The organism is Streptomyces canus, from assembly GCF_001514145.1.
Lineage (GTDB): Bacteria > Actinomycetota > Actinomycetes > Streptomycetales > Streptomycetaceae > Streptomyces > Streptomyces canus.
In genome coordinates, this window is record NZ_KQ948658.1 from 303289 (window position 1) to 328534 (window position 25246).

20 protein-coding genes are annotated in these 25246 nt (G+C 70.0%); 17 read left to right on the plus strand and 3 right to left on the minus strand.

Annotated elements, in window-relative coordinates:
• The first annotated feature begins 21 nt into the window (after positions 1-21).
• The 6 genes from obgE (at position 22) to AQJ46_RS10870 (ending at position 9816) form a co-directional block, all read left to right on the plus strand.
• Positions 22-1458, plus strand: coding sequence for a GTPase ObgE (gene obgE / locus AQJ46_RS10845; protein WP_059205362.1), 1437 nt, complete (start codon positions 22-24; stop codon positions 1456-1458).
• A gap of 318 nt (positions 1459-1776) precedes the next feature.
• Positions 1777-3327 carry an alkaline phosphatase D family protein gene (locus AQJ46_RS10850; protein ID WP_059205363.1) on the plus strand — a complete coding sequence of 517 codons (1551 nt, stop codon included), beginning with the start codon at positions 1777-1779 and terminating at the stop codon, positions 3325-3327.
• 89 nt (positions 3328-3416) lie between these two features.
• On the plus strand, positions 3417-4610 hold the full coding sequence (locus tag AQJ46_RS10855) for a hypothetical protein (RefSeq protein ID WP_059205825.1): 1194 nt from the start codon (positions 3417-3419) through the stop codon (positions 4608-4610).
• A 144-nt stretch (positions 4611-4754) separates the two neighbouring features.
• Positions 4755-6254, plus strand: a complete 1500-nt coding sequence (locus AQJ46_RS10860; protein ID WP_059205364.1) for a bifunctional cytidylyltransferase/SDR family oxidoreductase — start codon at positions 4755-4757, stop codon at positions 6252-6254.
• Positions 6255-6384: 130 nt separating this feature from the next.
• The gene (locus AQJ46_RS10865) at positions 6385-8460 is read left to right on the plus strand and encodes a hypothetical protein (RefSeq protein ID WP_225887295.1); all 2076 of its coding nucleotides are present in this window, start codon (positions 6385-6387) and stop codon (positions 8458-8460) included.
• Between the two features lie 162 nt (positions 8461-8622).
• The gene (locus tag AQJ46_RS10870) at positions 8623-9816 is read left to right on the plus strand and encodes a glycosyltransferase family 2 protein (protein ID WP_059205366.1); all 1194 of its coding nucleotides are present in this window, start codon (positions 8623-8625) and stop codon (positions 9814-9816) included.
• Here AQJ46_RS10870 and AQJ46_RS10875 read toward each other — a convergent pair.
• Entirely contained in the window at positions 9800-11818 is a 2019-nt protein-coding gene (locus tag AQJ46_RS10875) for a hypothetical protein (protein WP_404828430.1), read from the minus strand. The two genes, AQJ46_RS10870 and AQJ46_RS10875, sit on opposite strands and share 17 nt — an antisense overlap.
• A gap of 134 nt (positions 11819-11952) precedes the next feature.
• Positions 11953-13965, minus strand: coding sequence for a hypothetical protein (locus AQJ46_RS10880; RefSeq protein WP_059205367.1), 2013 nt, complete (start codon positions 13963-13965; stop codon positions 11953-11955).
• Positions 13966-14266: 301 nt separating this feature from the next.
• Between AQJ46_RS10880 and proB the strand changes: the two genes are divergently transcribed.
• From proB to AQJ46_RS10905, 5 genes are all read left to right on the plus strand, one after another.
• Positions 14267-15373: a glutamate 5-kinase gene (gene proB / locus AQJ46_RS10885; RefSeq protein WP_059205368.1), complete on the plus strand. Its 1107-nt coding sequence runs from the start codon at positions 14267-14269 to the stop codon at positions 15371-15373.
• 438 nt (positions 15374-15811) lie between these two features.
• Positions 15812-16291: a hypothetical protein gene (locus tag AQJ46_RS10890; protein WP_059205369.1), complete on the plus strand. Its 480-nt coding sequence runs from the start codon at positions 15812-15814 to the stop codon at positions 16289-16291.
• A gap of 85 nt (positions 16292-16376) precedes the next feature.
• Complete coding sequence (locus tag AQJ46_RS10895; protein ID WP_059205370.1) at positions 16377-17663, plus strand: glutamate-5-semialdehyde dehydrogenase; 1287 nt, start codon at positions 16377-16379, stop codon at positions 17661-17663.
• 149 nt (positions 17664-17812) lie between these two features.
• The gene (locus tag AQJ46_RS10900) at positions 17813-18379 is read left to right on the plus strand and encodes an SCO2584 family spore wall biosynthesis protein (protein WP_455770089.1); all 567 of its coding nucleotides are present in this window, start codon (positions 17813-17815) and stop codon (positions 18377-18379) included.
• 78 nt (positions 18380-18457) lie between these two features.
• Positions 18458-19528 (plus strand): SCO2583 family membrane protein, encoded by a 1071-nt coding sequence (locus tag AQJ46_RS10905; RefSeq protein WP_059205372.1) that lies wholly within the window; start codon positions 18458-18460, stop codon positions 19526-19528.
• A gap of 111 nt (positions 19529-19639) precedes the next feature.
• Here AQJ46_RS10905 and AQJ46_RS10910 read toward each other — a convergent pair whose 3' ends face one another.
• Entirely contained in the window at positions 19640-20740 is a 1101-nt protein-coding gene (locus tag AQJ46_RS10910; protein ID WP_059205827.1) for a M48 family metallopeptidase, read from the minus strand.
• Between the two features lie 146 nt (positions 20741-20886).
• Between AQJ46_RS10910 and AQJ46_RS56160 the strand changes: the two genes are divergently transcribed.
• From AQJ46_RS56160 to AQJ46_RS10930, 6 genes are all read left to right on the plus strand, one after another.
• Positions 20887-21045 carry a hypothetical protein gene (locus AQJ46_RS56160; protein ID WP_167363013.1) on the plus strand — a complete coding sequence of 53 codons (159 nt, stop codon included), beginning with the start codon at positions 20887-20889 and terminating at the stop codon, positions 21043-21045.
• A gap of 118 nt (positions 21046-21163) precedes the next feature.
• Positions 21164-21328, plus strand: coding sequence for a hypothetical protein (locus tag AQJ46_RS56165; protein ID WP_167368208.1), 165 nt, complete (start codon positions 21164-21166; stop codon positions 21326-21328).
• A gap of 79 nt (positions 21329-21407) precedes the next feature.
• Positions 21408-22046 (plus strand): nicotinate-nucleotide adenylyltransferase, encoded by a 639-nt coding sequence (gene nadD / locus AQJ46_RS10915; protein ID WP_057615891.1) that lies wholly within the window; start codon positions 21408-21410, stop codon positions 22044-22046.
• 16 nt (positions 22047-22062) lie between these two features.
• Positions 22063-23964 (plus strand): LCP family protein, encoded by a 1902-nt coding sequence (locus AQJ46_RS10920; protein ID WP_059205373.1) that lies wholly within the window; start codon positions 22063-22065, stop codon positions 23962-23964.
• A 114-nt stretch (positions 23965-24078) separates the two neighbouring features.
• Positions 24079-24522: a ribosome silencing factor gene (gene rsfS / locus AQJ46_RS10925; RefSeq protein ID WP_057615887.1), complete on the plus strand. Its 444-nt coding sequence runs from the start codon at positions 24079-24081 to the stop codon at positions 24520-24522.
• Positions 24519-25178, plus strand: coding sequence for a histidine phosphatase family protein (locus AQJ46_RS10930; RefSeq protein WP_059205374.1), 660 nt, complete (start codon positions 24519-24521; stop codon positions 25176-25178). Before rsfS ends, AQJ46_RS10930 begins: the two co-directional genes overlap by 4 nt.
• Positions 25179-25246: the final 68 nt, after the last annotated feature.

The window sequence follows — 25246 nt, forward strand, 5'->3', positions numbered from 1 at the left end:
CGTTTTTGGAGGCACCGAACCATGACCACCTTCGTGGACCGCGTCGAACTGCATGTCGCCGCGGGTAACGGAGGTCACGGCTGTGCCTCCGTCCACCGTGAGAAGTTCAAGCCGCTCGGCGGCCCGGACGGCGGGAACGGCGGTCGTGGCGGTGACGTGATCCTCACCGTCGACCAGTCCGTCACCACGCTGCTCGACTACCACCACTCCCCGCACCGCAAGGCCACCAACGGCAAGCCCGGCGAGGGCGGCAACCGCTCCGGCAAGGACGGCCAGGACCTGGTCCTGCCGGTACCGGACGGCACCGTCGTGCTCGACCGGCAGGGCAACGTCCTCGCCGACATGGTCGGCCACGGCACCTCGTACGTCGCCGCCCAGGGCGGCCGCGGCGGCCTCGGCAACGCGGCGCTGGCCTCCGCCCGCCGCAAGGCCCCCGGGTTCGCGCTGCTCGGCGTGCCGGGAGACCTCCAGGACATCGTCCTGGAGCTCAAGACCGTCGCCGACGTGGCGCTGGTCGGCTACCCGAGCGCGGGCAAGTCCTCGCTGATCTCGGTGCTGAGCGCGGCCAAGCCGAAGATCGCCGACTACCCCTTCACCACGCTGGTCCCGAACCTGGGCGTGGTGACCGCGGGCGAGACCGTCTACACCATCGCCGACGTGCCGGGTCTGATCCCGGGCGCCAGCCAGGGCAAGGGCCTGGGCCTGGAGTTCCTGCGGCACGTGGAGCGCTGCAGTGTCCTCGTGCACGTCCTGGACACCGCCACGCTGGAGTCCGACCGCGACCCGGTCTCCGACCTCGACATCATCGAGGAGGAGCTCAGGGAGTACGGCGGCCTCGACAACCGTCCCCGCATCGTCGTCCTGAACAAGATCGACGTACCGGACGGCAAGGACCTCGCCGAGATGGTGCGGCCGGATCTGGAGGCGCGCGGTTACCGCGTCTTCGAGGTGTCCGCCGTCGCGCACATGGGGCTGAAGGAGCTGTCCTTCGGGCTCGCCGAGCTGGTCGGCAAGGCGCGGGCCGCCAAGCCCAAGGAGGAGGCGACCCGGATCGTCATCCGGCCCAAGGCCGTGGACGACGCGGGCTTCACCGTGGTCCGCGAGGAGGACGGGCTGTTCCGGGTGCGCGGCGAGAAGCCGGAGCGCTGGGTGCGGCAGACCGACTTCAGCAACGACGAGGCCGTCGGCTACCTCGCCGACCGCCTCAACCGCCTCGGTGTGGAAGAGCAGTTGATGAAGGCGGGTGCCCGCTCGGGCGACGGCGTCGCCATCGGCCCCGAGGACAACGCGGTCGTCTTCGACTGGGAGCCGACCGTCATGGCCGGCGCCGAGATGCTCGGCCGGCGTGGCGAGGACCACCGCTTCGAGGCACCCCGGCCGGCCGCCCAGCGCCGCCGCGACAAGCAGGCCGAACGGGACGAGGCAACCCAGGAGTTCGACGACTTCGAGCCCTTCTGAGTGAATCTCGGGCGACGTCCGGCACGCCGGACGTCGTCCATGTGGGTGACGCCAACGCGGGCGCGGGATCCTTGTGGTCCTTCGAAGACCCCTCTGGGCTGGGGCTTCGCCAACCAAACCCAAAAGATCGTCAGCCGGCAGTGTCCTGAGGGCCGTTGCGCAGGGATCACGTTCATCATGTGATACCCGAGTCGCAACGGCTCTTCTCTTGTCTCTCCATTTGTCATGTACGCGAACACTCTGGTTCAACGCACGGATCCCCCGAAGCGTGAGCTTCCAGGGTGTCCAAGAGGTCAGCGCCGCAAGGGAGTTCGCGCAATGTACGGAGCAGCATCACCCCGCCGACGCCGCTTTCTGACCACAGGCGCCGCTGTGCTCGGCGCCGCCGTCTCCGCCCAGCTGTGGCTGCCGGGCACCGCGCGAGCGGCGGAGACCCCGCTGCCCGACGGTGTGTTCAGCCTCGGTGTGTCCTCCGGTGACCCGTTGCCGGACGGCATCGTGCTGTGGACCCGGCTCGCCCCGGACCCGCTGAACGGCGGAGGTATGCCCTACAGAGTGGTACCGGTGGACTGGGAACTCGCCGAGGACCAGCGTTTCAGAAAGGTCGTCCGCCGGGGCACCGCCCAGGCCATGCCCGCGTTCGGACACAGCGTTCACGTCGATGTGCGGGGGCTGCGGGCGGGCCGGACGTACTGGTACCGCTTCCGCGCCGACGGCCAGCTCTCGCGCACCGGCCGCACCCGCACCGCCCCCGCCCGGTACACCTCCCAGGGCACCCTGCGCGTCGCGCTCGCCTCCTGCCAGAACTGGCAGCAGGGGTACTTCACGCCGTACGCCGACATGCTGGACCAGGACCCCGACGTCGTGCTGTTCGTCGGCGACTACATCTACGAGTCGGCGCCGTCGTCGGCCGGTCCGCGCCGGCACGAGGGCACGGGGGAGCCGTACACCCTCGTCCAGTACCGCAACCGGTACGCCCAGTACCGCACCGACCCGGACCTCGCCGAGATCCACGCGAACGTGCCCTGGGTGGTCACCTTCGACGACCACGAGGTCGACAACGACTGGGCCGGTGAGATCCCGCAGGACCCCGACAAGCAGCCGCACGACGCGTTCGTGGCCCGGATGACCGCGGCCTTCCAGGCGTACTACGAGCACATGCCGGTCCGTGCCACCGCCTTCCCGGACGGCCCGCACATCCAGATGTACCGGCGCCTGGAGTTCGGCCGTCTGGTCCGGCTGAACGTCCTCGACACCCGGCAGTTCCGCAGCGACCAGGTCACCGGTCAGGCGGCCGCCCAGGACCCCTCGCTCATCATGCTCGGCGCCGAGCAGAAGCAGTGGCTCCTGGACGGGCTGCACGACTCGCCGGCCCGCTGGAACGTCATCGCCTCGCAGATCATGATGGCCGAGACCGACATCCTGCTCGGCGCCGGCAAGCTCTGGTACTACGACGCCTGGGACGGCTACCAGGTCGAACGCAACGCGCTCCTCGAGGAGTTCGCCGGCGTGCGCAACCCGGTCGTGCTCTCGGGCGACCGTCACTTCACGATGATCAGCGACCTCAAGGAGGACTATGCCGACCCGTCCTCCCGGGTGGTCGGCGCCGAGTTCGTCGGGACGTCCATCTCCAGCAACGGCGACCAGGACCAGACCGCCTTCCACACCCAGTGGGACCCGCTGAGGGCCGACAACCCGCACTGGAAGTTCGTCGACGCCCATCGCGGATACCACCTCTTCGACATCGACCGGCACGGCATCGACGCCCAGGTCCGGGCCGTGGACACGGTGGTCGGACCGCAGGCGACGCCCAGCACGCTGGCGCAGCTCCGCGTGGACGCGGGCAAGCCCGGGGTCCGGCTGGTGTGAGGACGTCGCCTGAGCGGGGCGTGGTCCTCATCGCCGTCCCACGCTTCTCTCAGGTCACACTCAGGCACTTCTCTTACCGTCCTCTGACCATGGAGACGGACTGTACGAGTAACGACCTTCCGGTGACCGGCGTGACCGCTCCGCTGCCCGCCGGCACCCGCCTGCTGCACATCGGCCCCCACAAGACCGGCACGACCGCCATCCAGGGCGCGCTGTTCGCGGTGAGGGACCTGCTGCCCGAGCACGGCGTCGTCTTCCCGGCGCACAGCAGACACCCCATGGAGGCCGCCCTGGCCGCGTGCGCGAGGCCCGCGATGATCGGCGACACCGCGCCCACCGAGAAGCACTGGACGCGACTGCTGGAACAGGTCGAGGCCACCGGCGGGAAGACCTCGGTGATCAGCAGCGAGTTCTTCGCCGACGCCGAGGGCGACGACACGATCGCGCGGATCGTCGAGCAGCTCGGCGGGGAGCGCGTCCACGGGCTGGTCACCCTGCGTCCGCTGGCGAAGATCCTGCCCTCGCAGTGGCAGCAGTACGTGCAGAACGGCCTGCGCATGGGCTACGACAACTGGCTCACCCACATGCTGAGGAAGGCGCCGTACGAGCAGCCCACCCCCAGCTTCTGGCGCCGCCACCGGCATGACCGGCTCGTCGAGCGCTGGGCCCGGGCGGTCGGTGCGGAGCGGATCACCGTCGTCGTGGTCGACGACCGCGACCGCGAGGGGCTGATGCGCACTTTCGAACAACTCCTCGGGCTGCCCGAGAATCTCCTCCAGCCCGTTCCGGATGCGACGAATCGCTCTCTTACTCTCGCCGAGACCGAAATGCTGCGGAATCTTAACAAGGAATTCCGCGGCAATGGACTGCCGGACGAGTTGTATTCCAAGCTCGTCCGCAACGGCGCGGTCATGCATATGAAGAACGCGTGCAGTCCATCGCCCGAGGACGTGAAGATCCTCACTCCCGAGTGGGCCGTGGAGGCCGCCGCCGAGATCGGTGCTGGGATGATGCGGCGCATCGCTGACCTGGGTGTGCGGGTCATCGGTGACCCCGGGCTCCTGTCCGCCGTACCGAAGACGCCCGCCCTGGACGGGATCCCCGCCCCGCGGATCTCGCCCGAGGTGGCGGCCCGGGCGCTGTACGGGGCGCTCGCCGCGGCCGCCGAGTCGCCGGTGCGGCACAGCACGCCCGCCAAGGCGCGCACGGTGCACCAGACGTCGTCGAAGGAACTGGTGCGGGTACTCGGACACCGCTGTCTGAAGAAGCTGCGCCGCCGCTGAACTCCCGTACCGTCGTCGTTACTGGCAGTGCAAGATGAATGACAGGTAGCGCGTACATATGCGGTGAACGGCGGTCACCTTGCACAGCGGTAACCGCAAGTGGGACCATTTCCCCGTTCCCTGTCGCCCCGAGGTAGGTCTTCTGTGTCCCAGCACATCGCCAAGCCCCGTACCACCGCAGTGATCCTGGCCGGTGGCACCGGTCAGCGCGTGGGTCTCTCGATCCCCAAGCAGCTGCTGAAGATCGCCGGCAAGGCAGTCATCGAGCACACTCTGACCACCTTCGAGAAGGCCGACTCCATCGACGACATCATCGTGCTGATGGCGCCGGGTTATGTTCCGGACATAGAGAAGATCGTGGCCAAGGCCGGCTTCCGGAAGGTCAAGAAGATCATCGAGGGTGGCGCCACCAGGAACGAGACCACCGAGCGTGCCATCGCGGCCCTCGGTGAGGGCCTGGCCGAGGGCGAGGACCTCAACGTCCTGTTCCACGACGCCGTGCGCCCGCTGCTCTCGCGCCGTGTGATCGACGACTGCGTGGTCGCCCTGGAGCGCTTCCAGGCCGTCGACGTGGCCATCCCGTCCGCGGACACCATCATCGTGACGCGCACCCACGGCCTGGACGGCGAGTTCATCACCGAGATCCCGGACCGCTCCCGGCTGCGCCGCGGCCAGACCCCGCAGGCCTTCAAGCTGTCCACCATCAAGCGCGCCTACGAGGTCGCCGCCGGGGACCCCAACTTCCAGGCCACGGACGACTGTTCGGTCGTGCTCAAGTACCTGCCGGACGTGCCGATCCACGTCGTCGCGGGTGACGAGTACAACATGAAGGTCACCCAGCCGGTCGACGTCTTCATCGCCGACAAGCTCTTCCAGCTCGCCTCGACCGCGGCTCCCGAGCAGGTGAGCGACGAGGCCTACCGCGAGCTGCTCACCGGTAAGACCATTGTCGTCTTCGGCGGCTCCTACGGCATCGGCAAGGACATCGGCGAACTCGCCGAGGCCTACGGCGCCAAGGTGTACGCGCTGGGCCGCTCCACCACCGGCACCCACGTGGAGAACCCGGAGGAGGTCGACGACGCGCTCTCCAAGGCGTACGCCGAGACCGGGCGCATCGACTACGTCGTCAACACCGCGGGCGTGCTGCGCATCGGCAAGCTGGCGGAGACCGACAACGCCACCATCGAGGAGGCGCTGAAGGTCAACTACCTGGCCCCGGTGCAGATCGCGCGCTCCTCGTACAAGTACCTGGCGGAGACCAAGGGCCAGCTGCTGCTGTACACCTCCAGCAGCTACACCCGCGGCCGCGCCGAGTACAGCCTGTACTCCTCGACCAAGGCGGCGATGGTCAACCTGACGCAGGCCCTGTCCGACGAATGGGCGGGTGACGGCGTCCGGGTGAACTGCATCAACCCCGAGCGCACCGCCACGCCCATGCGCACCAAGGCCTTCGGCCAGGAGCCCGCGGGCAGCCTGCTGTCCTCCGAGGCGGTGGCCCGCACCTCGCTCGACGTGCTGCTCTCCGAGCTGACCGGGCATGTCATCGACGTCCGCCAGCAGGACCCGACGGCCTCCGCGGGGCAGGCCTCCGGCTTCGAGGCCGCGCTGGCCAGCGTTCTGGACCGTCAGGACGGCGTGGCATAATCAGGGACAATTAGTCTTCGGTAAATTCAGGCCTCTGTGGCTGCCCGTTCCTGGTGCATTCACAGGGGCCTGAAGCCTTAAGCACCGTTAATTCGTAAACAACCGGCATCCCTCCCAGAGCAGGTTTTCAGTGATAAGCACCGCTATTCGCGTCGCCCGGGTGGGCAGTGCGGCCGAGCTGGCCGCGGCGGTCCTCATGCTGGCGGGTTTCCCCGCCATAATGGTGGCCGCGCTCATTCCGAGCGTCCCAGCCTTCGCGGCCGCGACCGCCGTCACGTACCTTGCGGACCACTATCTGCACCGCCAGGGCAGTTATCTGATCAACCGCCTCAGCAAGGTGCGCGCCGGACTGTCGATCCGCTTCCTGATCAGAGAGCTCCTTCTGATCCTGCTGCTGGCCCGGCTCGACCTCTCCGACAACCTGATCTTCTACGGGGCCACCGCCTGCTTCATCGCGTTCTACGGTCTCCAGGCCCCGCACGGCGCGCTGGTCACCCTGATCCGCAACCGCCGCCGGCTCCCGGTCGCCACCCGCAACGTCGACCTGGCCTCCCGCATCCGCATCCCGGACGCTCCGCCGATGGGCCTGCTGAACCGGTCGGCCGAGAAGATGCTCCACCTCGACGTCGCGGCCGTGGCCGGCACACTCGTCGCCGCCGCGATGGACTTCGCACTGCCGGGCTTCATCGGCATCGGCGTGACGATCGCCCTGGGCTCCCTGTACGTCCTCGCGCTGATGCCGTACGTGAGCAAGAAGAAGATCCCGCCGAACGCCGACGAGGTCCTCGCCACCGTCGACGACTGGCTGCGCGACTACAAGCCGGAGACGGTGCTCTACTTCTCCGGCTCCAAGGACTCCGCCTACCAGGTCAACATGTGGCTGGAGACCATGGAGCAGCTGGACTCCAGGCCGCTGATCATCCTGCGTGAGCGTGTCATCCTGCAGAACCTCGCGCCCACCACGGTCCCCGTCATCTGCGTGCCCGGAGGGGTGCACCTGATGAACATGGACCTGTCCACGGTGCGGGTCGCGCTGTACGCGGCGAACGTCGGCAAGAATATCCACCTGCTGCGCGTCCCCACCATGAAGCACGTCTTCATCGGCCACGGGGACAGCGACAAGCTGGCGAGCGTCAACCCGTTCAGCAAGGCGTACGACGAGGTGTGGACCGCGGGCCGGGCGGGCCGCGACCGCTACGCCATCGCCGACGTGGGTGTCCGCGACGAGGACATCGTCGAGGTGGGCCGCCCGCAGCTGGCGCCGATCCAGAACGGGCAGGGGACGCCGGAAGGGCCCCTCGGCGGAGCCGCCGATGGACACTGCCCGACCGTGCTCTACGCCCCCACCTGGGAAGGCTGGGACGGTGACCCGGGCAACACCTCGCTGATGCTGGCCGGCGAGAACATCGTGAAGAAGCTGCTGACGGCCGACCCGCCGGTGCGTGTCCTCTACAAGCCGCACCCCTTCACCGGCACGGTCCTCGCCAAGGCGGGCGCCGCGCACCAGAAGGTCACCGCGCTGATCGAGAAGGCCGCCATCGAGCGCGCCACCGATCCCCGCTTCCAGGCCGACGCCACGGCCCAGACCGCCGCCAAGGCCGAGCTCGCCCGTATCGAGGCCCGGCTCGCCGTCCTCGCCGGCAACGGCGGCGACAAGGGCGACGAGGCCGAGGCCAGCCGTGACGGCGTGGTCGACGTGGCCAAGTACGAGGAGATCGCCCGTCTGCGCGGCGAGTGGAACGACGCGTACTGGCGCTCCTTCCCGGTGTGGGAGCACCGGGTGGTCACGGGCGCCGAGCCGCGGCTGTACGACTGCTTCAACGTCTCCGACGCGATGGTCTCCGACATCTCCAGCGTGGTCTCCGACTTCATCGCGAGCGGCAAGCCGTACGCGGTGACGGACTCCGCCGAGCTGGGCGTGGAGGAGTTCAAGCGGCAGAACACCGCCGTGCGGGCCGCCACGATCCTGTCCAACACCGCCGCCGAGCTGGGCGAGCTGCTCGAGGCGGTCCGCGACCCGGCGGCCGACCCGCTGGCCGAGGACCGGGTGGAGCTCAAGCAGTACCTGCTCGGACCGGACGAGCCCACGTCCATCGAGCAGTTCAACACCGCGGTGGCGAACCTCGCGATCAAGGCCGAAGCGCGCAACGTCGGCCAGGAGTCACGGGCGGCGTCCTCGGCGGCGGAGGCCACGACCAAGGCCTGACCTCCCCTTCGTAAAGAAAGGGCCCGGATTTCGGAGTGATCCCGAAATCCGGGCCCTTCCTGCGTATGTCCCAGTGCCGGATGCAACCCTTTGCCCCGGGCGGCCGTCTAGGGGATTGCCCCTGAGCGGAACTGGGGGAAACAGACCGTGACTGGGGGAGATGTGACCGTTGTCCAGCCTGATGTGACCGTGGTCATCGGGGCGTACGAAGCGATGCCGTATCTGGTGGACTGTCTGGCCTCCGTCGAGGCACAGACCATCGGCCACGCGCGCGTCGAGGTCATCGCGGTCGACGACGGCTCGGCGGACGGCACCGGGGAGTACCTGGAGGAGTTCGCCGAGCGGACCTCCCTCGACGTCACGGTGATCCGGCAGGACAACTCCGGCGGCCCCAGCGGCCCGCGCAACGTCGGTCTGGGCAAGGCGAGGGGGCGTTACGTCTTCTTCCTCGACGCCGACGACCGGCTCGGCCCCGAGGCCCTGGAGCGGATGGTCGCGATGGCCGACCGCAACGGCACGGACGTCGTCCTCGGCAGGGTCGAGGGCGTCAACCGCAAGCCGCCGACGTCGATGTGGGGGCAGACCCTGGAGCGCACCGACGTCTTCTCCTCCAACATCAAGTTCACATTGAGCGCGCAGAAGCTGTTCCGCCGCGCGTTCCTCGAGCGGCACAGCATGCGTTTCGACGAGTCCCTGTGGACCGGCGAGGACGCGCTGTTCACCATGGAGGCCTATCTGCGGGCCGACGGCGTCTCCGTGATCGCCGACCACACCTGCTACTACCTGGTGGGCCGCGAGGACGGCAAGCACGTCACCAAGACCGGCAGCCACGTCCTGCGCTTCGACTCCGCGCGCGCCCTGATGAACCTGATCGCCGACATGGTCCCGCCGGGCGCGAGACGCGACGCCCTGATGGTCCGCCCCTTCCTCGTCACCCTGCTCCCGCAGTTCGGCCCGAAGTTCCTCAAGGACAGCGAGGCGGTACGCCGGGAGAAGCTGGAGTTGGCGAAGCCGCTGGTGGACGCGCACTGGACCCGTGAGGTGGCCCACCGCCTCCGGGTCCACGAACGTCTGCGGATCCAGCTGGTGGCGATGGGCCGCCCGGATCTCCTGGTGGAGGTCCTGGAGTTCCTGAAGGCGAAGAAGACCCCCGAGACCGTGTTGGAGAAGGGCGGCCGCCGGGTGTACTTCGCCTACCCGTTCTTCCGTGACCCGTCGACGGATCTCCCTGACGCTCTCTATCTGGCCGAGCCGCGCGAGGCCCGCAAGGTGCCGGGCTACAGGGAAATAGGCGTCGACCAGTTGCTGCGCCGGGCCGTACGCAAAGCGCGAAGGGTCCTCACCCCGGCAGGGTGAACGTCCCGGAGACGGACACGGTCTCCTCGTCCCGCCGCTGGCCGGGGACCCGCCGTTTCCGGGCCACCGCACACAGCGCCTGAACGGCCATGTCGAACCGTTCCTGCGAAGAAGGCTCGTCCGCCCCCAGCAACCGCCGCTTCAACCGGGCCCGCGCCTCGGCGAGTTCGTCCAGTTCAGGCTGTCGTACGGCATCCAGCAGCGCTCGCACCCCCACCGCGTCCGGCGTCAACACGGTCGCCGCCCCCGCCGTGGGAAACGCCCCACGAAACGCAGCCTCGCTCAGCCCGCTGGTGTTCGCGACGGCGTACGGTTTCCCGCTCGCCAGGAAGTCGCTCACCACGCTCGACACATCGCTGATCAGCAGGTCGGCCCGGTTGAAGCAGGCGTACAGCGCGGGCCGGGCGTCGGTCACGACCTGGTGCTCCCACTCCGGCAGCGAGGCCCAGTACGCCCGCTCCCAGGCGGCCGTCGCGCGGGCCACCGCCTCCGCGCGGCCCGGCTCCGGCGTGGACTGCAGCAGCATCCGCTCGACCGAGTCCGCGGCGGCCCGGAACGACGCGATGGTGAGCCGGTCCAACTCGCGTGCCCTGCGGGAGAGTTCGCCGTCGTCCGCGGGTCGTTCCCCCGCCCGCTCCCGGTTCGCCGCCCGCACCAGCTCACGGATCCTCAGGTCCGCCGCGCCGGCCCGCGCGTCCACCGATCCGGTCAGCGGATGCGGCTTGTACAGCAGCCGTACCCCGGGATCGGCCAGCAGCGCCCGCACGATGTTCTCGCCTGCCTCGATCACCGAGGTGTTGCCGGGATTGCCGTCCCAGCCCTCCCAGGTGGGCGCGTAGAGCACCGTCGTGTACGTCCCGGTCGGCGGCCCCGCGTACGGCCGTACGGCGTCCAGCTGCGGGCGGCCGATCTCCACCACGTCCTTGTCCTCGACGCCCACCTCGGCCGCGGCGTACCGCTCGCGGGCCGCGGGACCGGCCACCCACACCTCGTCGTAGGCCTTGGCGTACGGGTTGCAGGAGGACAGCTTGTCGCTCTCGCCGTGGTTGACGAAGGTGTGCTTGATCGTGGGGATGCGCAGGACCTGGGAGGTCTTGCCGGAGTTCGACGGATGGATGAGGACCTGGAGCGTGGACTGCTCCAGGCGCAGCAGCGTGGACACCTTCGGCAGACAGACGATCGGGACGTCGGTCGCGGCGATCTTCTGCATCATGAACCGCTCGCGCAGGATGATGACCGGTCTCCCGTCGAGCTTCGCGAGCGGCTCCAGCCACATGTTGGCCTGGTAGGCGGAAGAGGCCCCGCCGGAGAAGTACAGGCCGACGGTCGGCCGGTACGCGGCGAGCCATGCGTCGAACCAGTCCAGCACCTCCTGCTCACCCGCCGGACGCCGGCTCGGCAGCAGTCGTACGAGAAGGTCGTACAGGCCCATGAGGGCGAGCCCGAGGGACATCGCGATGCCGAAGGCCGCGCACCGGGGCTCGCCGGTGGCCGCCGTGACCAGCAGGCCCGCCGTGGCGGGCAGGCCGTGGACCAGGAGGCGGGGGCCGGGGCGGCGCAGCAGGGCCGGCGGGGCCGGGGTCAGGCGGAGCGCGGAGGCGTCGATGTTCCGGGTGACGACCGGGAGGGTGCGGGTGCGGCGGACCAGGACGGAGGCCGTCTGGATCGCGCAGTGCAGCGCGTAGAAGGCGAGCAGGCCGGCCACCAGCACGGTGTACGCCGTCTCCTCGTCCTCCGGGGTCAGCCGCAGCAGGCCGAGGACCAGCAGCAGGTCGCGCAGGACGTGCCGCACGGTGATGTCCGCGTGGGACTTGGCGAACAGGGAGACCATGCCACGCTGCCACCGGTGCAGGACGCCCTCGACGGCCAGGGAGGCGGCCGTCGCGGCGAGCAGCAGCGGGATGTGCGGACGCAGAGCGGCGACGGCCTGGGCGACGACGGCGGCGGCCAGGACGGCGGCGACGAGGACTCTCGTCACGGTCTGCCGGCCCGGCAGCCGCAGCGCGGGCCGGAGGCGGGGAAGGCGTTTTCGCACGGGGGTCACTCCAAGGTCGTCGCGAGACGGACGCCTTGGTTAACGCGTGCCGACCTCCGGACGACACGCGCGTGTCCTGTGCCCTCCGGGGCGGGGAAGTGCTATGCGACGGGTTCGTGCTGGGCGACGTGAGCGACCGGCGCGACGAGATCCTCGGCCCGTTCCGCCACCGCCTTGTCGGCCAGGTCGTTCACGGCGGTGTTGAACCGTTCCATGGACGGGGGCCGGTCGGGCCCCAGCACGTACTCCTTGAGGGTGCGGCGCTGCGGGGCCATCGGGTCGTGACGGGGTTCGCGGACCGAGCGCAGGATCTCCGGGAGCCGGGTGCAGGCACGGTCGAGCAGATAGGCGCCGCCCGCGGTGGTGCAGGCGGCCCGGAACTCCTCGTCGGGCAGGTCCCGGGCGTTGGTCAGGACGTACGGCTTGAGGCTGGCCACGAAGTCGGCGACCACCGAGGAGACGTCACTGATGAGCAGGTCCGCCTGGTTGAAGCACTCGTACAGGGTGGGGAGTTGTTCGAGGATCACATGATGCCGTGCGGTGCTCCGGCTCGCCCAGAAGATCCGGTGCCACTCGTCCCGCAGCTCCTGCCACTCGGCCGCGCCGTCCCGGTCGGGGACCCGCGCGTCCCGCAACTGCTGGGCGTCGTCGCCCTCGTGACGCCCCGACATCTCGTCGAGACGGGCCCGGATCTCCCGCAGCCCGGCTCTCGCGGCTTCGGTGTCCTTCTCGTGGTCGGCCCGCAGCAGTTCCCTGATGGCCCGGTCCGCGGCGGCCGCCTCGGGTGAGCGCTTGCCGGTGAGGGGGTGCGGCTTGTAGATGATCCGGACGTTCTCCGCGAGGAGCTTCTCGATCAGGGGTACGCCCATCGGGATCAGCGATGTGTGGCAGTCGTCGTCGCTCCAGCCCTCCCAGGTGGGTGCGTAGAGGACCACGGGCACCGGGCCGGCGATGTGCTCGGCGTGCGGCCGGACCGGGGCCAGCTGCGGGCGGCCCACCTCGACGATGGCGTTGTCACTGATGGCGTGCCGCACCCGCCGGTAGCGGTCCCGGCCCGCCCGTCCGGCCACCCAGATCTCGTCGTACACCTTGCTGACGCGGTTGCTGCTGGCGAGCTTGTCGCTGTCGCCGTGGCCGATGAAGACGTGCTTGGCCTCGGCGACGCGCAGCATGTGGACGTTCTTGCCGGCGTTGCCGGGGTAGAGGACGACCCGGACGCCGGACAGCTCGAGCTCGGCCAGGTCGTCGGCCTTGGGCACGCAGACCACGGGGATCCGGGTGCGGCCGAGGAAGCGGAAGGAGGCCCGCTCGCGCAGGACGATCACCGGGCGCCGGTCGAGCTGCTCCAGCGTCTCGATCCACATGTTGACCTGGTACATGAAGTCCCGGGACACCGCCGCGAAGCTGAAGTACAGGGCCACCTCGGGCCGGTACGCGTCAAGCTGGCGGTTGACCTCGCCGATCACCGCGTCCCGGCGGGGCATCCGGCGGACCGCGCGGAACTGTCCCAGCAGCGCGATGAGGGCGGCCGAGGCCGCGCCGATCGTCAGCGCGTAGCCGGCGTAGGCCGAGTACCACGTGCCGGTCGCCAGCGCGACGATCAGACCCGCGTGGGCCGGCAGATCGAGGTGGAGCAGCTTGCGCAGGAAACGCCGGTAGAGATAGGCGGGCGGGCGTTCCGGTATGTCGATCCCGCTCATTTCGAGATTGCGCACGATCACCGGGAGGATCCGGCGCCTGCGGATTGCGTGATGCAGTGCCGAATACATCATCACGAGCAGGAAATGGGCGCTGAGGACGGCGAGCCCGGTGACCAGCACAGCGCCCGGCGCGTCCATCCGGTCGGCCAGGGCGAGCAGCATCACGGTGCGCACGGCGAACCGCATCGTGCGGCTGAGCTGCAGGGTCGCCAGGCGCCGGACGAATCCCAGGGCCTTGACGTGCAGGGCCTCGTCCGCCAGGTGGGTCACGGCCCATGCCGCCGTGAAACCCCACAGAGACGGCAGCAGTGCCAGGACGGGCAGCGCCGCGAAACCGGCACCGAAAAGGATCACCAGGAGAAGTTCTGTCTTCCCGGGAACGCGCAGGGCGGCGCACAACCGACGGATCGTCATGGGTGGGGCTTTCTCGAGCTACGGCAATGACCTTGTTGTCGGCAGTTCGACACGAGGCGGAGGTGAATGGTTGTACATCTTGGTGTCGAAAAGAATTCACTTACGATTAACGGGAAGGTGTGATTCCGATTCCCTTGGGCTTTCTCAAAAAGGGAACCGAACCGGCCCTGGGGCGCGTCCGGTACCGGGTCCGGGGACTGGACGGGCGCGCGTCCCCGCGTCCCCTTCGCGTACATTGCGGACGAGGTACCCGAAGTGGCGCGAGGGGACAGGACACAAGGTGGCAGGGGCAAGGCAGGCTGTGGGCGAGGCCCGCAGGATCGTCGTCAAGGTGGGTTCCTCGTCGCTGACCACCGCCGCCGGCGGCCTCGACGCCGACCGGGTCGACGCGCTCGTCGACGTCCTGGCCAAGAGCCGCAGCGGCGGAGAGCGCGAGATCGTCCTCGTCTCCTCAGGAGCCATCGCCGCCGGACTCGCCCCGCTGGGGCTGCGCCGCCGCCCCCGGGACCTCGCCCGTCAGCAGGCCGCCGCCAGCGTCGGCCAGGGCCTGCTCGTCGCCCGCTACACCGCCTCCTTCGCGCGGTACGGCGTCCGCGTCGGCCAGGTGCTGCTGACCAGCGACGACATGAGCCGCCGCGCCCACCACCGCAACGCGTCCCGCACCCTCGACAAGCTCCTCGCGATGGGCGCCTTCCCGATCGTCAACGAGAACGACACCGTCGCCACCGACGAGATCCGCTTCGGCGACAACGACCGGCTCGCGGCCCTGGTGGCGCACCTGGTCCACTCCGACCTGCTGGTCCTGCTCTCCGACATCGACGGCGTCTACGACGGCGACCCCAGCAAGCCCGGGACCTCGCGGATAGCTCAGGTGCGGCAGCCCGAGGACCTGGCGGGCGTCGAGATCGGCAGCGCGGGGAAGGCGGGGGTTGGCACCGGCGGCATGGTCACCAAGGTCGAGGCCGCCCGGATCGCGGCCGCCGCCGGCATCCCCGTCGTGCTGACCAGCACGATCCATGCGGCCGAGGCGCTGTCCGGCGGTGACACCGGCACGTACTTCCACCCGGCCGGCAAGCGCTCCGCCGACCGGCTGCTGTGGCTTCAGCACGCGTCCACCCCGCAGGGCTCGCTGACCCTGGACGACGGGGCGGTGAAGGCGGTCGTGGACCGTCGCAAGTCGCTGCTGCCGGCCGGGATCGCCTCCGTCGAGGGCGAGTTCGTCGCGGGTGATCCCGTCGAGCTGCGGGACGGCACGGGCCACGCGGTGGCCCGCGGGCTGGTCAACTTCGACGCCAAGGAGATCCCGCAGCTGATCGGCCGCTCGACCCGGGAGCTGGCACGGGATCTGGGACCGGCCTACGAGCGGGAGGTCGTCCACCGGGACGATCTGGTGATCCTGCACCCCTGAGGTCCTCCGGCGCCCCTCCCGGTGCCCTGTGTGCCCGAAAACGGGGTGAACGCCCTGCCAAGAGCGTCGCCCTGAGGTGGACGTTCCGCAAAATCGCCCCATGAGCCGTTGCGGCCTGCTCAACTTTGTCCCAGGAACACATTCCGCCCGACCCGTGGGGTCGACCTGTGCATGAAGGAGGCCGTCGTGAGACGAGTGCGCCCTGGGGCGGCGGCGTCCCACGATGGTGCGGCAGCTTCCCGCGGCGGATCCGGTCCGCCCGGCGGGCCCGTCGTGCGGACGTCCGGTGGTTCTGCGGTGCGGGCGGTGGGTGAGGCCGGTGGTTCTGCGGTGCGGGCGGTGGGTGAGGCCGGTGGTTCTGCGGTGCGGGCGGTGGGTGAGGGCGGTGGCTCTGCGGCGCGAGCTGCAGGCGAGACCGGTGGCTCGGCGGCGCGGGCGGTGGGTGAGGCCGGTGGTGGCTCGGCGGCCCGAGCCGCGGGCCCGGCCGGCGGTTCTGCCGCGAGGCCGGCCGGAGAGGAGCGGGCCCTGACGAGTGTCGCGGCCGGGGACCGGTTCGAGGGCGAGGAGCCCCGGGATCTGCCGCGCCTGTGGCATGTCACCCTCAGCGTCTCCGGCGAGGAGGCCCCGCTCAAGGAGGTCCGGCGCGCCCTCGAGCAGCTCGCCCACGACCATCCTTTCCTGCTGACCAGCCGCTATGCCAACGACCACGCGGAGATCCGGTACTGGGAGGAGGCCCGCGACCTGCACGACGCGGCCGCCGTCGCCCTGCGCCTGTGGGGGGAGCACCGCCAGACCGCGGGACTGCCGCCGTGGGAGATCGTCGGCCTGGAGGTCATCGACCGCCAGACCTACCACCAGCGCATCGCCGAGGGGTACGGTCCGCCCCCGGCCACACCGGTCGGAGCACACCCGTTCTGATCATGGCACCCGGTGTCCCTTTGATCCCGTCTCGCGCTGTGGAACAACAGGTGGACGGCCCCGCCTGGCGCACTACCCTTCCGGTATGACCTCGCTCTCGCCGTACGACTCCATGACCCCGGTCACCCAGGCCGCCTACCGGGCCAAGGCCGCCGCCGCCGACCTCGCCCCGTTGCCCCGGGCCGAGAAGGACGACGCGCTGCTCGCCATCGCGGACGCCCTGGAGGTCCGTACGAGCGAGATCGTCGACGCCAACGCCAAGGACATCGCCAAGGCCCGCGAGGCCGGGACCAGCGAGGCGATCATCGACCGGTTGACGCTCACCCCGGAGCGGGTGCGCGCGATCGCCTCCGACGTCCGCGACGTCGTCGCCCTGCCCGACCCGGTCGGCGAGATCGTGCGCGGCTCGACCCTCCCGAACGGCATCGACCTGCGCCAGGTCCGCGTCCCGCTCGGCGTGGTCGGGATCATCTACGAGGCCCGCCCGAACGTCACCGTCGACGCCGCCGCCCTCTGCCTGAAGTCCGGCAACGCCGTCCTGCTGCGCGGCTCGGCCTCCGCGTACGAGTCGAACGCCGCCCTCGTACGGGTCCTGCGCGACGCCGTGGGCGGTGCCGGGCTGCCCGCCGACGCCGTCCAGCTCGTCCCCGGCGAGAGCCGCGAGAGCGTGCGCGAGCTGATGCGTGCCCGCGGCCTGGTCGACGTGCTCATCCCGCGCGGCGGCGCCTCGCTGATCCAGACCGTCGTCACCGAGTCCATCGTCCCGGTCATCGAGACCGGCGTGGGCAACTGCCACGTCTACGTCGACGCCCACGCCGACCTCGACATGGCGATCGACATCCTGATCAACTCCAAGGCCCAGCGGGTCAGCGTCTGCAACGCCGCCGAGACCCTCCTGGTCCACCAGGACATCGCCCCCGAGTTCCTGCCGCGCGCCCTGGACGCCCTCGCCGAGGCCGGGGTGACCGTCCACGCCGACCAGCGGGTGCTGGCGTACGCGAAGGACACCAAGGCGACCGTCGTCGAGGCCACGCTCGACGACTGGGACACCGAGTACCTCTCCTACGACATCGCCGCCGCCGTCGTCGACTCGCTCGACAAGGCCGTCGAGCACATCCGGCTGTGGACCTCAGGACACACCGAGGCCATCGTCACCACCTCCCAGCAGGCCGCCCGCCGCTTCACCCAGCTGGTCGACTCCACGACGGTCGCGGTCAACGCCTCCACCCGCTTCACCGACGGCGGCCAGTTCGGCTTCGGCGCGGAGATCGGCATCTCCACCCAGAAGCTGCACGCGCGCGGTCCGATGGGCCTGCCGGAGCTGACGAGCACGAAGTACATCGTGACCGGGGACGGTCACATCCGGCGCTGACGGCCTACCCGCACAGGGGTGCGCACCTGCGCATATGCGTCCGTCACGCGCCCCCGCCCCGCTTCCGCGGCGCGCGGGAGGTGTCTCACCAGGCGGATGAATTTCCATACCGTCTGCCCAAAATGACCCCCCAGGTCTACTCTGGATCCGTGCCGGAGGACGTGGGGGGCACGCCGTTCCCTGACGGCTGGGAGCCCGACGACGACCACGACCGCGGGGTGTCGGACGAAGAGTTCGCCTCCGTGGTCTTCGACGAGGCCTTCGTACGGGCGGCCGTGGTGCACGAGCCGACCGCCGTCGAGCGCCTCCTGGCTGCAGCCCAGGCGAGAGCGGAGGCCTCCGAGGCCGAGGCCCGCCGCGCACGCCCCAGAGGCGAGCGCTACGAGGACGGCTACGGACCCGGCAGTTTCGGCCATGATCCCGAGCTCGACGACCTGGACGACACCGAGGTCCTCGAAGGCCGCTACGGCGCTCCGGGGACGTACGGCAAACAGGTCCGCTGGCACCGCCCCGTCGCCTGGATGCTCGCCCTCGTCATGGGCATCGGCATGGTCGCGCTGGCCTTCACGGCGGTCTACAGGGGCGCCTCCTCGGGCAGCCGCGACCGGGTTCCGCCCCCGGCCTCGACCGGTCTGGAACAGGGGAGCACGGTGACGCCCTCGGCGTCGGCCGACTACTCCCAGCCAGCCGTCTCCGCGGTCCCGCGAACGCCCTGACACTCCTGGTGAGAACCTGTCAGAACTTGTCGCACAGCAGGGCGTTTACCTGAGCTCCCCGAGACCTACCCTGAAGATATGGGAGGGCCAGGAGACCCACCTGAGGGGACACCCGAGGGCGGCCCCGTGGGTGGTGAGGACGAGTACCGATCCGTCGTGTTCGACGAGTCGTTCGTTCGTGCTGCCCGCCTCCAGGAGTACTCCGCGCAGGAGCGCATGACGGACCACGCGCCCGCCGTACGCCGTCGCCCGCCGCTGCGCCGGGGACTGTCCCGGCAGGCGCTGATCCTGTTCCTGCTGATCGCCGTCGCCTTCGGCACCGCGATCTACATGGGTGTACGGCACCCCTACCAGACCTCCGGGGTCCGGCGGCCCGTCGAGCCCCTGCGGATGACCGTCATCCCGCTGGCCCCCCAGGGCAAGGTCCCGGGGCACACCGACGCCGAGTACCTGTACGGGCACAGCCCGGCCGCGCAGTACCGCGTCGGCGCCGAGGGCATTCCGCTGCCGGCCTCCCGCCGCACCGCCCACTTCTCCGACAGCCAGGTCGTGTCCGCGCTGACCACCGCCAAGGACTACATCGTGCGGTCCGCGCTCGACCCGGACGTCCTCGTCGGCGACCAGGTCCGTGCCGTGCGGGTGCTCCTCGACACGGACCAACTCGACCAGTTCGACCAGAGTTTCGCCCACCCGGCCGCGGACGGGCGGCACGCGCCGACCGGGTGGCTGGTTCGCTTCGACCCCGCGGAGACGCGGCTGGCCGACCACCGGATCCGGGTGCAGGGGAGCCTGCAGGCCGCCGAGACCGACTCGTCGACCCTGGAGGTCACGGCGGACCACACCTTCGTGTACGCGCTGCGTTCCGCGGCCGCGGACGCCAAGGCCGAGGTGTCACTGTTCACCGTCCGGCGTGAGCTGCACTTCCGGTTCGACCGGGACGATCTGCGGATGCACACGGCTCAGCTGGTCGTCTCGTATGTCCAGGCCGGGCCGCTGTCCTGTGCGGAGGACTCCACGAACCGGCTGCACCCCTTGCTGGCCGGGGAGACGGCGAAGGCAGGCGGGCCGGCGGGGACGGATCCGTATGCGACGGGGAGTGCCCCGGCGCTGTGCGGGTCGTTGGCGACCGGCGCGCAGCCGAAGGTGTGACCGGGGCACAGGGGCGGATCGTTGCGGGCGGGCCGATGGGGGCCCGAGGGGCCGGTCGCGCGCCCACGCGGCGGAGCCGCACGGCGACACAGCCCCCGCACCCCGGGGGTTTCAGTCCTCTTCGTTGTTGCGGGACGTGTCCGTCGGCGGCTCGTCCTCCCGTGGGGCCGAGTTCGTGAAGCCCCCGAAGCCCCTGCGCACCCTGCCGCCCAGATCGCCCGCTCCGCCCGCGATGTCGCTGACCAGCTTCATCAGGGGGTCCTTGGAGCCCTTGACGTTGGTCGCGTAGCTCGCCGCCGACTCGCGGAAGGAGTCCGTGACCGAGGTGTCCTTGTCCTCGGTGCGGCGCGGGTAGTGGCCGTCCATGATCCGCTGGTAGTCGCGGGACTCGGCCCACTTCTTCAGCTCGGCCGCCCGCACGGTGGTGAAGGGGTGGGAGCGCGGCAGGACGTTCAGGATCTTCAGCACGGAGTCGCGCAGGTCGCCGCCGGCCTCGTACTCCTCGGCCTGCTTCAGGAACGCGTCCACGTTCATCTCGTGCAGATGGTGACCGCCGGCCAGCTTCATCAGGCCGCGCATCGAGGCCTTCAGATCCTGGCCGACCAGCAGGCCCGCCCGGTCCGCCGACAGCTCCGACTTGCGGAACCACTCGCGCAGCGCGGTCACGATCGCCATGATCGCGAGGTTGCCCAGCGGGATCCACGCCACCCTGAGGGCGAGGCTGGTCAGGAACAGCAATATGGTCCGGTAGACCGAGTGGCCGGACAGCGCGTGGCCTACCTCGTGGCCGACGACCGCCCGCATCTCCTCCTCGTCGAGCAGGTCGACCAGACCCGTGGTGACGACGATGATCGGCTCGTCCAGGCCGATGCACATCGCGTTCGGCTGCGGGTCCTGGTTGACGTACATCGGCGGGACCTTCTCGAGGTCCAGGATGTAACACGCGTCCCGCAGCATGTCGTTGAGGTACGCGAACTGCTGGTCGGAGACGCGCACCGAGTCGGACAGGAACAGCAGCCTCAGACTCCGCTCGGGGAGCAGACCGCTGAGCGCCTTGAACACCGTGTCGAAACCGCTCAGTTTGCGCAGCGCCACCAGGGCGGAGCGGTCGGCGGGGTGCTCGTACGCACGGGAGGAGATTCCCGGGAAACGCTTGCGCTGCCTGCTCGGCACGTTCTCGTGCCCGTTGTTCTGATGGCCGTCGTCGGACATGTCTTCCCCCATGTGCGTCTTTGGCTGTGCCCTTTGACCTCTGTGATCCTTTGCGGACCCTTGTGCGGCCCTTTGCGCCCCCCGAAGCAGAGCCCAGCCTAGGCGGAGATAGCGTGGACGGGCAGTACAGCGAAGGAGTCCACGTCATGGAGCACACCCGGGCCGCCTGGCTCACCGAGGCCGCGAGCGCCGCCGAGCAGCAGGGGTCCGGAGATCTGCTCCGGGTGGTACTGATCGTGATGTTCGTGGGCTGTGCGTTCACCGCGTGGTTCCTGCTGCGGGGGTACAAGCGGAAGGACGACTGAGAAAGGGCGAAGGTTCCCTGCCGTCCCCCAACGGTGGAGTCGGCGTGTTCGCCCTCACCGCGCCCGCTTACGATGGGCCGACATCTTTATCCCGCCCACCGGATAGGTCCTGCCGAAGATGAGCATCCACAGCACTGCTGCCCAGTTGGTCACCCTCGCCGCAGAGGGCGAGGAGCACGGCGGCAACCACGAGAGCCTCGACCCCTTGGTGACCGGCGGCGCCGCGTTCCTCATCCTGCTGCTCCTGCTGTGGATCACCACCCGTTTCAACCGCGACCGCTGAGGCGCCGAGTGCCCAAAGCGGGGCACTTGGGGCCTCCACCGGCCGGTCTCCTCAGATCGGGCCGGTAGGGTCTGCACGCATGGGAGAGCAGGACATGCCTACCGGCCCGGGCAACAGCCCGTCGAACCCCGGCAAGCGCCGCCTCGGCGTCATGGGCGGGACGTTCGACCCGATCCACCACGGGCACCTCGTGGCGGCCAGCGAGGCCGTCGCGCAGTTCCACCTGGACGAGGTGGTGTTCGTACCGACCGGCCAGCCGTGGCAGAAGACCCACCGCCGGGTCTCCCCGGCCGAGGACCGCTATCTGATGACGGTCATCGCGACCGCCGAGAACCCGCAGTTCTCGGTCAGCCGCATCGACATCGACCGCGGCGGCGCGACCTACACCACGGACACGCTGCGCGACCTCAAGTCCCTCAACCCCGACACCGACCTCTTCTTCATCACGGGCGCCGACGCCCTCGGCCAGATCCTCACCTGGCGGGACGCGGAAGAGCTCTTCTCCCTCGCGCACTTCATCGGAGTCACCCGGCCCGGCCACACCCTGGCCGACCCCGGGCTGCCCGAGGGCGGTGTCTCGCTCGTCGAGGTCCCCGCCCTGGCCATCTCCTCCACCGACTGCCGGGCGAGAGTCGCCAAGGGCGACCCCGTCTGGTACCTGGTGCCGGACGGAGTCGTGCGTTACATCGACAAGCGCGAGCTGTACCGCGGCGAGTGAGCCGAGAGGGGCACCGGTGAACGACCGATACGACGCGGGCTACGGCAACGATCAGGAGAACCAGTACGCACTCGTCGGCTACGACGAGTACGGCCGGCCGGTGTACCAGCAGGTCCCGCCGCAACAGGCCCCGCGACAGCAGTACGACCCCTACGCGCAGCAGGGTTACGGCTACGACCCGTATGCCACGGACAGCCAACAGGCCGCGCCGTACGACACGGGCACCCAGAACCCCGTCCCGCCGTACGACCCCTACGGCGCCGGCGACACCGGTCAGCAGGCGCCCGTGCCGCCCTACGACCCCTACGCCAACGGGGCCCAGCAGGGCGGCGGTTCGGCGGCCTACGACCCTTACGGCCAGGCCGCCGCGAGCGGTCAGCAGCCCCGAGTCGCCGAACAGACCGCCTACATCCCACAGCAGAGCGGGCCGGCGCGGGGCACGCAGGCCGGCCGGGGCCATGCGCCGGGCACGCAGGCCGCTCAGGGGCACGCTGCGGGCGCTCAGGTCGACCCAAGGCATGCTGCGGGCCCTCACGCGGACCAGGGCTACCGCCCCGCAGTCGAGGAGGACCTCGCCGGCGCGGGTCGTCCCGACGCCGCCCGTCCCGGCGCGGACCCCGCCGACGGGGACGAACGGCAGTACCACACCGCACAGTTCGCGTTCGTCGAGGACCCCGACGGTGACTCCGAGGACGTCATCGACTGGCTCAACTTCACCGAGAACCGCACCGAGCGCCGTGAGGAGGCCAAGCGCCGCGCCCGCAGCCGGCTCGTCGCCCTGGTCGTCGTCCTCGCCCTGGTCGCGGTGGGCGGCGTCGGCTACCTCTGGTACGCCGGAAAGCTGCCCGGTCTCTCGGAACCGGAGAGCAAGAAGGGCACCACGATCGCGGCGAGCGCCCAGAACCGCGACGTGATCGTCGTCCATCTGCACAACACCGCGAAGGGCGGCACCTCCACGGCGCTGCTCGTCGACAACACCACCACCCAGCAGGGCACCACCGTCCTGATCCCCAACTCCCTCGCCCTGACGGCCGACGACGGCACCACCACGACCCTCGCCAAGTCGGTCGACGACGACGGTTCCTCCGGGACCGTCGACTCCCTCGACACCGCCCTCGGCACCGACATCGAGGGCACCTGGCGTCTGGACACCCCCTATCTGCAGAACCTGGTCGACCTCGTCGGCAACATCGACGTCGACACCAACACCGCCGTACCCGACCCGGACGCCAAGAAGAAGGGCCAGGCGCCCCTGGTGAACAAGGGGAAGGGGCAGACCCTCAGCGGCAAGATGGCCGTCGCCTACGCCACCTACCGCGCTTCCGGCGAGGCCCAGAACGCCCAGCTGGAGCGCTTCGGCCAGGTCTTGCAGGGCGTGCTGCGCAAGCTGTCCTCCGACCCGACGGCGGCGACCACCACCGTGCAGACACTGGCCCAGATCCTGGACCCGTCCCTGACCGACAAGGATCTCGGCACCTTCCTCGCCAAGCTCGCCGACCTCGCCAAGGGCGGCGACTACAAGACCGCGCTGCTGCCCGTCCAGCAGGACGGCACGCTCAGCGCGGCGGCCAGTGCGAGCGTGGTCAAGGACGTCCTCGGCGGCAAGGCGAAGAGTCCCGACAAGGACGCGGCCGTGAGCGTCTCCGTCCAGAACGCCACCGGCACCAAGGACAACACCGAGAAGGCGCGCGTCGTCCTCCTCAACGGCGGCTTCACCTTCGTCGACGGCGGCACGCCCTCCTCGGCGCAGGCCACCTCCAAGGTCGTCTATTCCGACGCGGCCGACAAGGCGAACGCCACCGAGGTCGCCAAGACCCTGGGCCTGCCCGCCGGCGCGGTCACCAAGGGCAACCTGTCGTCGAGCGCGAACGTCTCCGTGATCCTCGGCCAGGACTACAAGCCGTCCTCCTCGTCCTAGACCCAGGCCCAGGCTCCGAAGCGGCACCCCGCGTGATCTCCACGATCACGTGGGGTGCCGTCGGCGGTCCGTGAGACCCTTGATGTCAATCGACCGCCGACCGAAAGCCTTGTAGTGACCGCCACTGACCGTTCTCTCGAGCTCATCAACGCCGCCGCGCAGGCGGCCGCCGACAAGCTCGCCCATGATGTGATCGCCTACGACGTCAGCGACGTCCTGTCGATCACCGACGCCTTCCTGCTGGCGTCCGCACCCAACGACCGCCAGGTCAAGTCCATCGTCGACGAGATCGAGGAGCGGCTCTCGAAGGAGCTCGGCGCCAAGCCGGTGCGCCGCGAGGGCGACCGCGAGGCCCGCTGGGTCCTGCTCGACTACGTGGACATCGTCGTCCATGTCCAGCACAGCGAGGAGCGGGTCTTCTACGCTCTGGAGCGGCTGTGGAAGGACTGCCCCGAGCTGGAGCTGCCGGCCGACGCCAAGGCGACCCGCGGCAAGGCGGAGGAGCACACCAAGCTCCGGGCCGAGGAGGACGCCGCCGAGTTCGGGGAGCCGCGATGACCGCTCCCGCCGACCGGAAGGGCCGGGGCCGTCGCGTCATCCTGTGGCGGCACGGCCAGACCGCCTGGAACGTGGAGCGCCGCTTCCAGGGCACCACCGACGTCGAGCTCACCGAGACCGGTGTCGGCCAGGCCCGCAGGGCCGCCCGGCTGCTGGCCTCCCTCCAGCCCGACGCCATCGTCGCCTCCGACCTCCAGCGGGCCGCGAACACCGCGGCCGAGCTCGCCGCGCTCACCGGCCTGGAGGTGGCCCACGACGAGGGCCTGCGCGAGACCTACGCGGGCGTCTGGCAGGGACTGACGCACGAGGAGATCATCGCCCGGCACGGCGAGGAGTACGCCGCGTGGAAGCGCGGTGAGCCGGTCCGCCGCGGCGGCGGCGAACTGGAGACCGAGGTCGCCGACCGCGCCGCTCCCGTCGTGCTCCGGCACGCCGAGAAGCTCCCCGAGGACGGCACCCTTGTCGTGGTCAGCCACGGCGGCACGATCCGCACCACCATCGGCCGGCTGCTCGGTCTGGACTCCCGGCACTGGGAGAGCCTCGGCGGCCTCTCCAACTGCTGCTGGTCCGTCCTCGGCCAGGGCGCCCGCGGCTGGCGCCTCATGGAGCACAATGCCGGCACCCTCCCGGAGCCGGTGCTCGGCGACGACGACTGAGGGCTCCGGAGCGGATTTCACTTCCGGCAGGTCGCAGGCTAAAGTTCTTCTTGTTCGCCCGCCGAGCG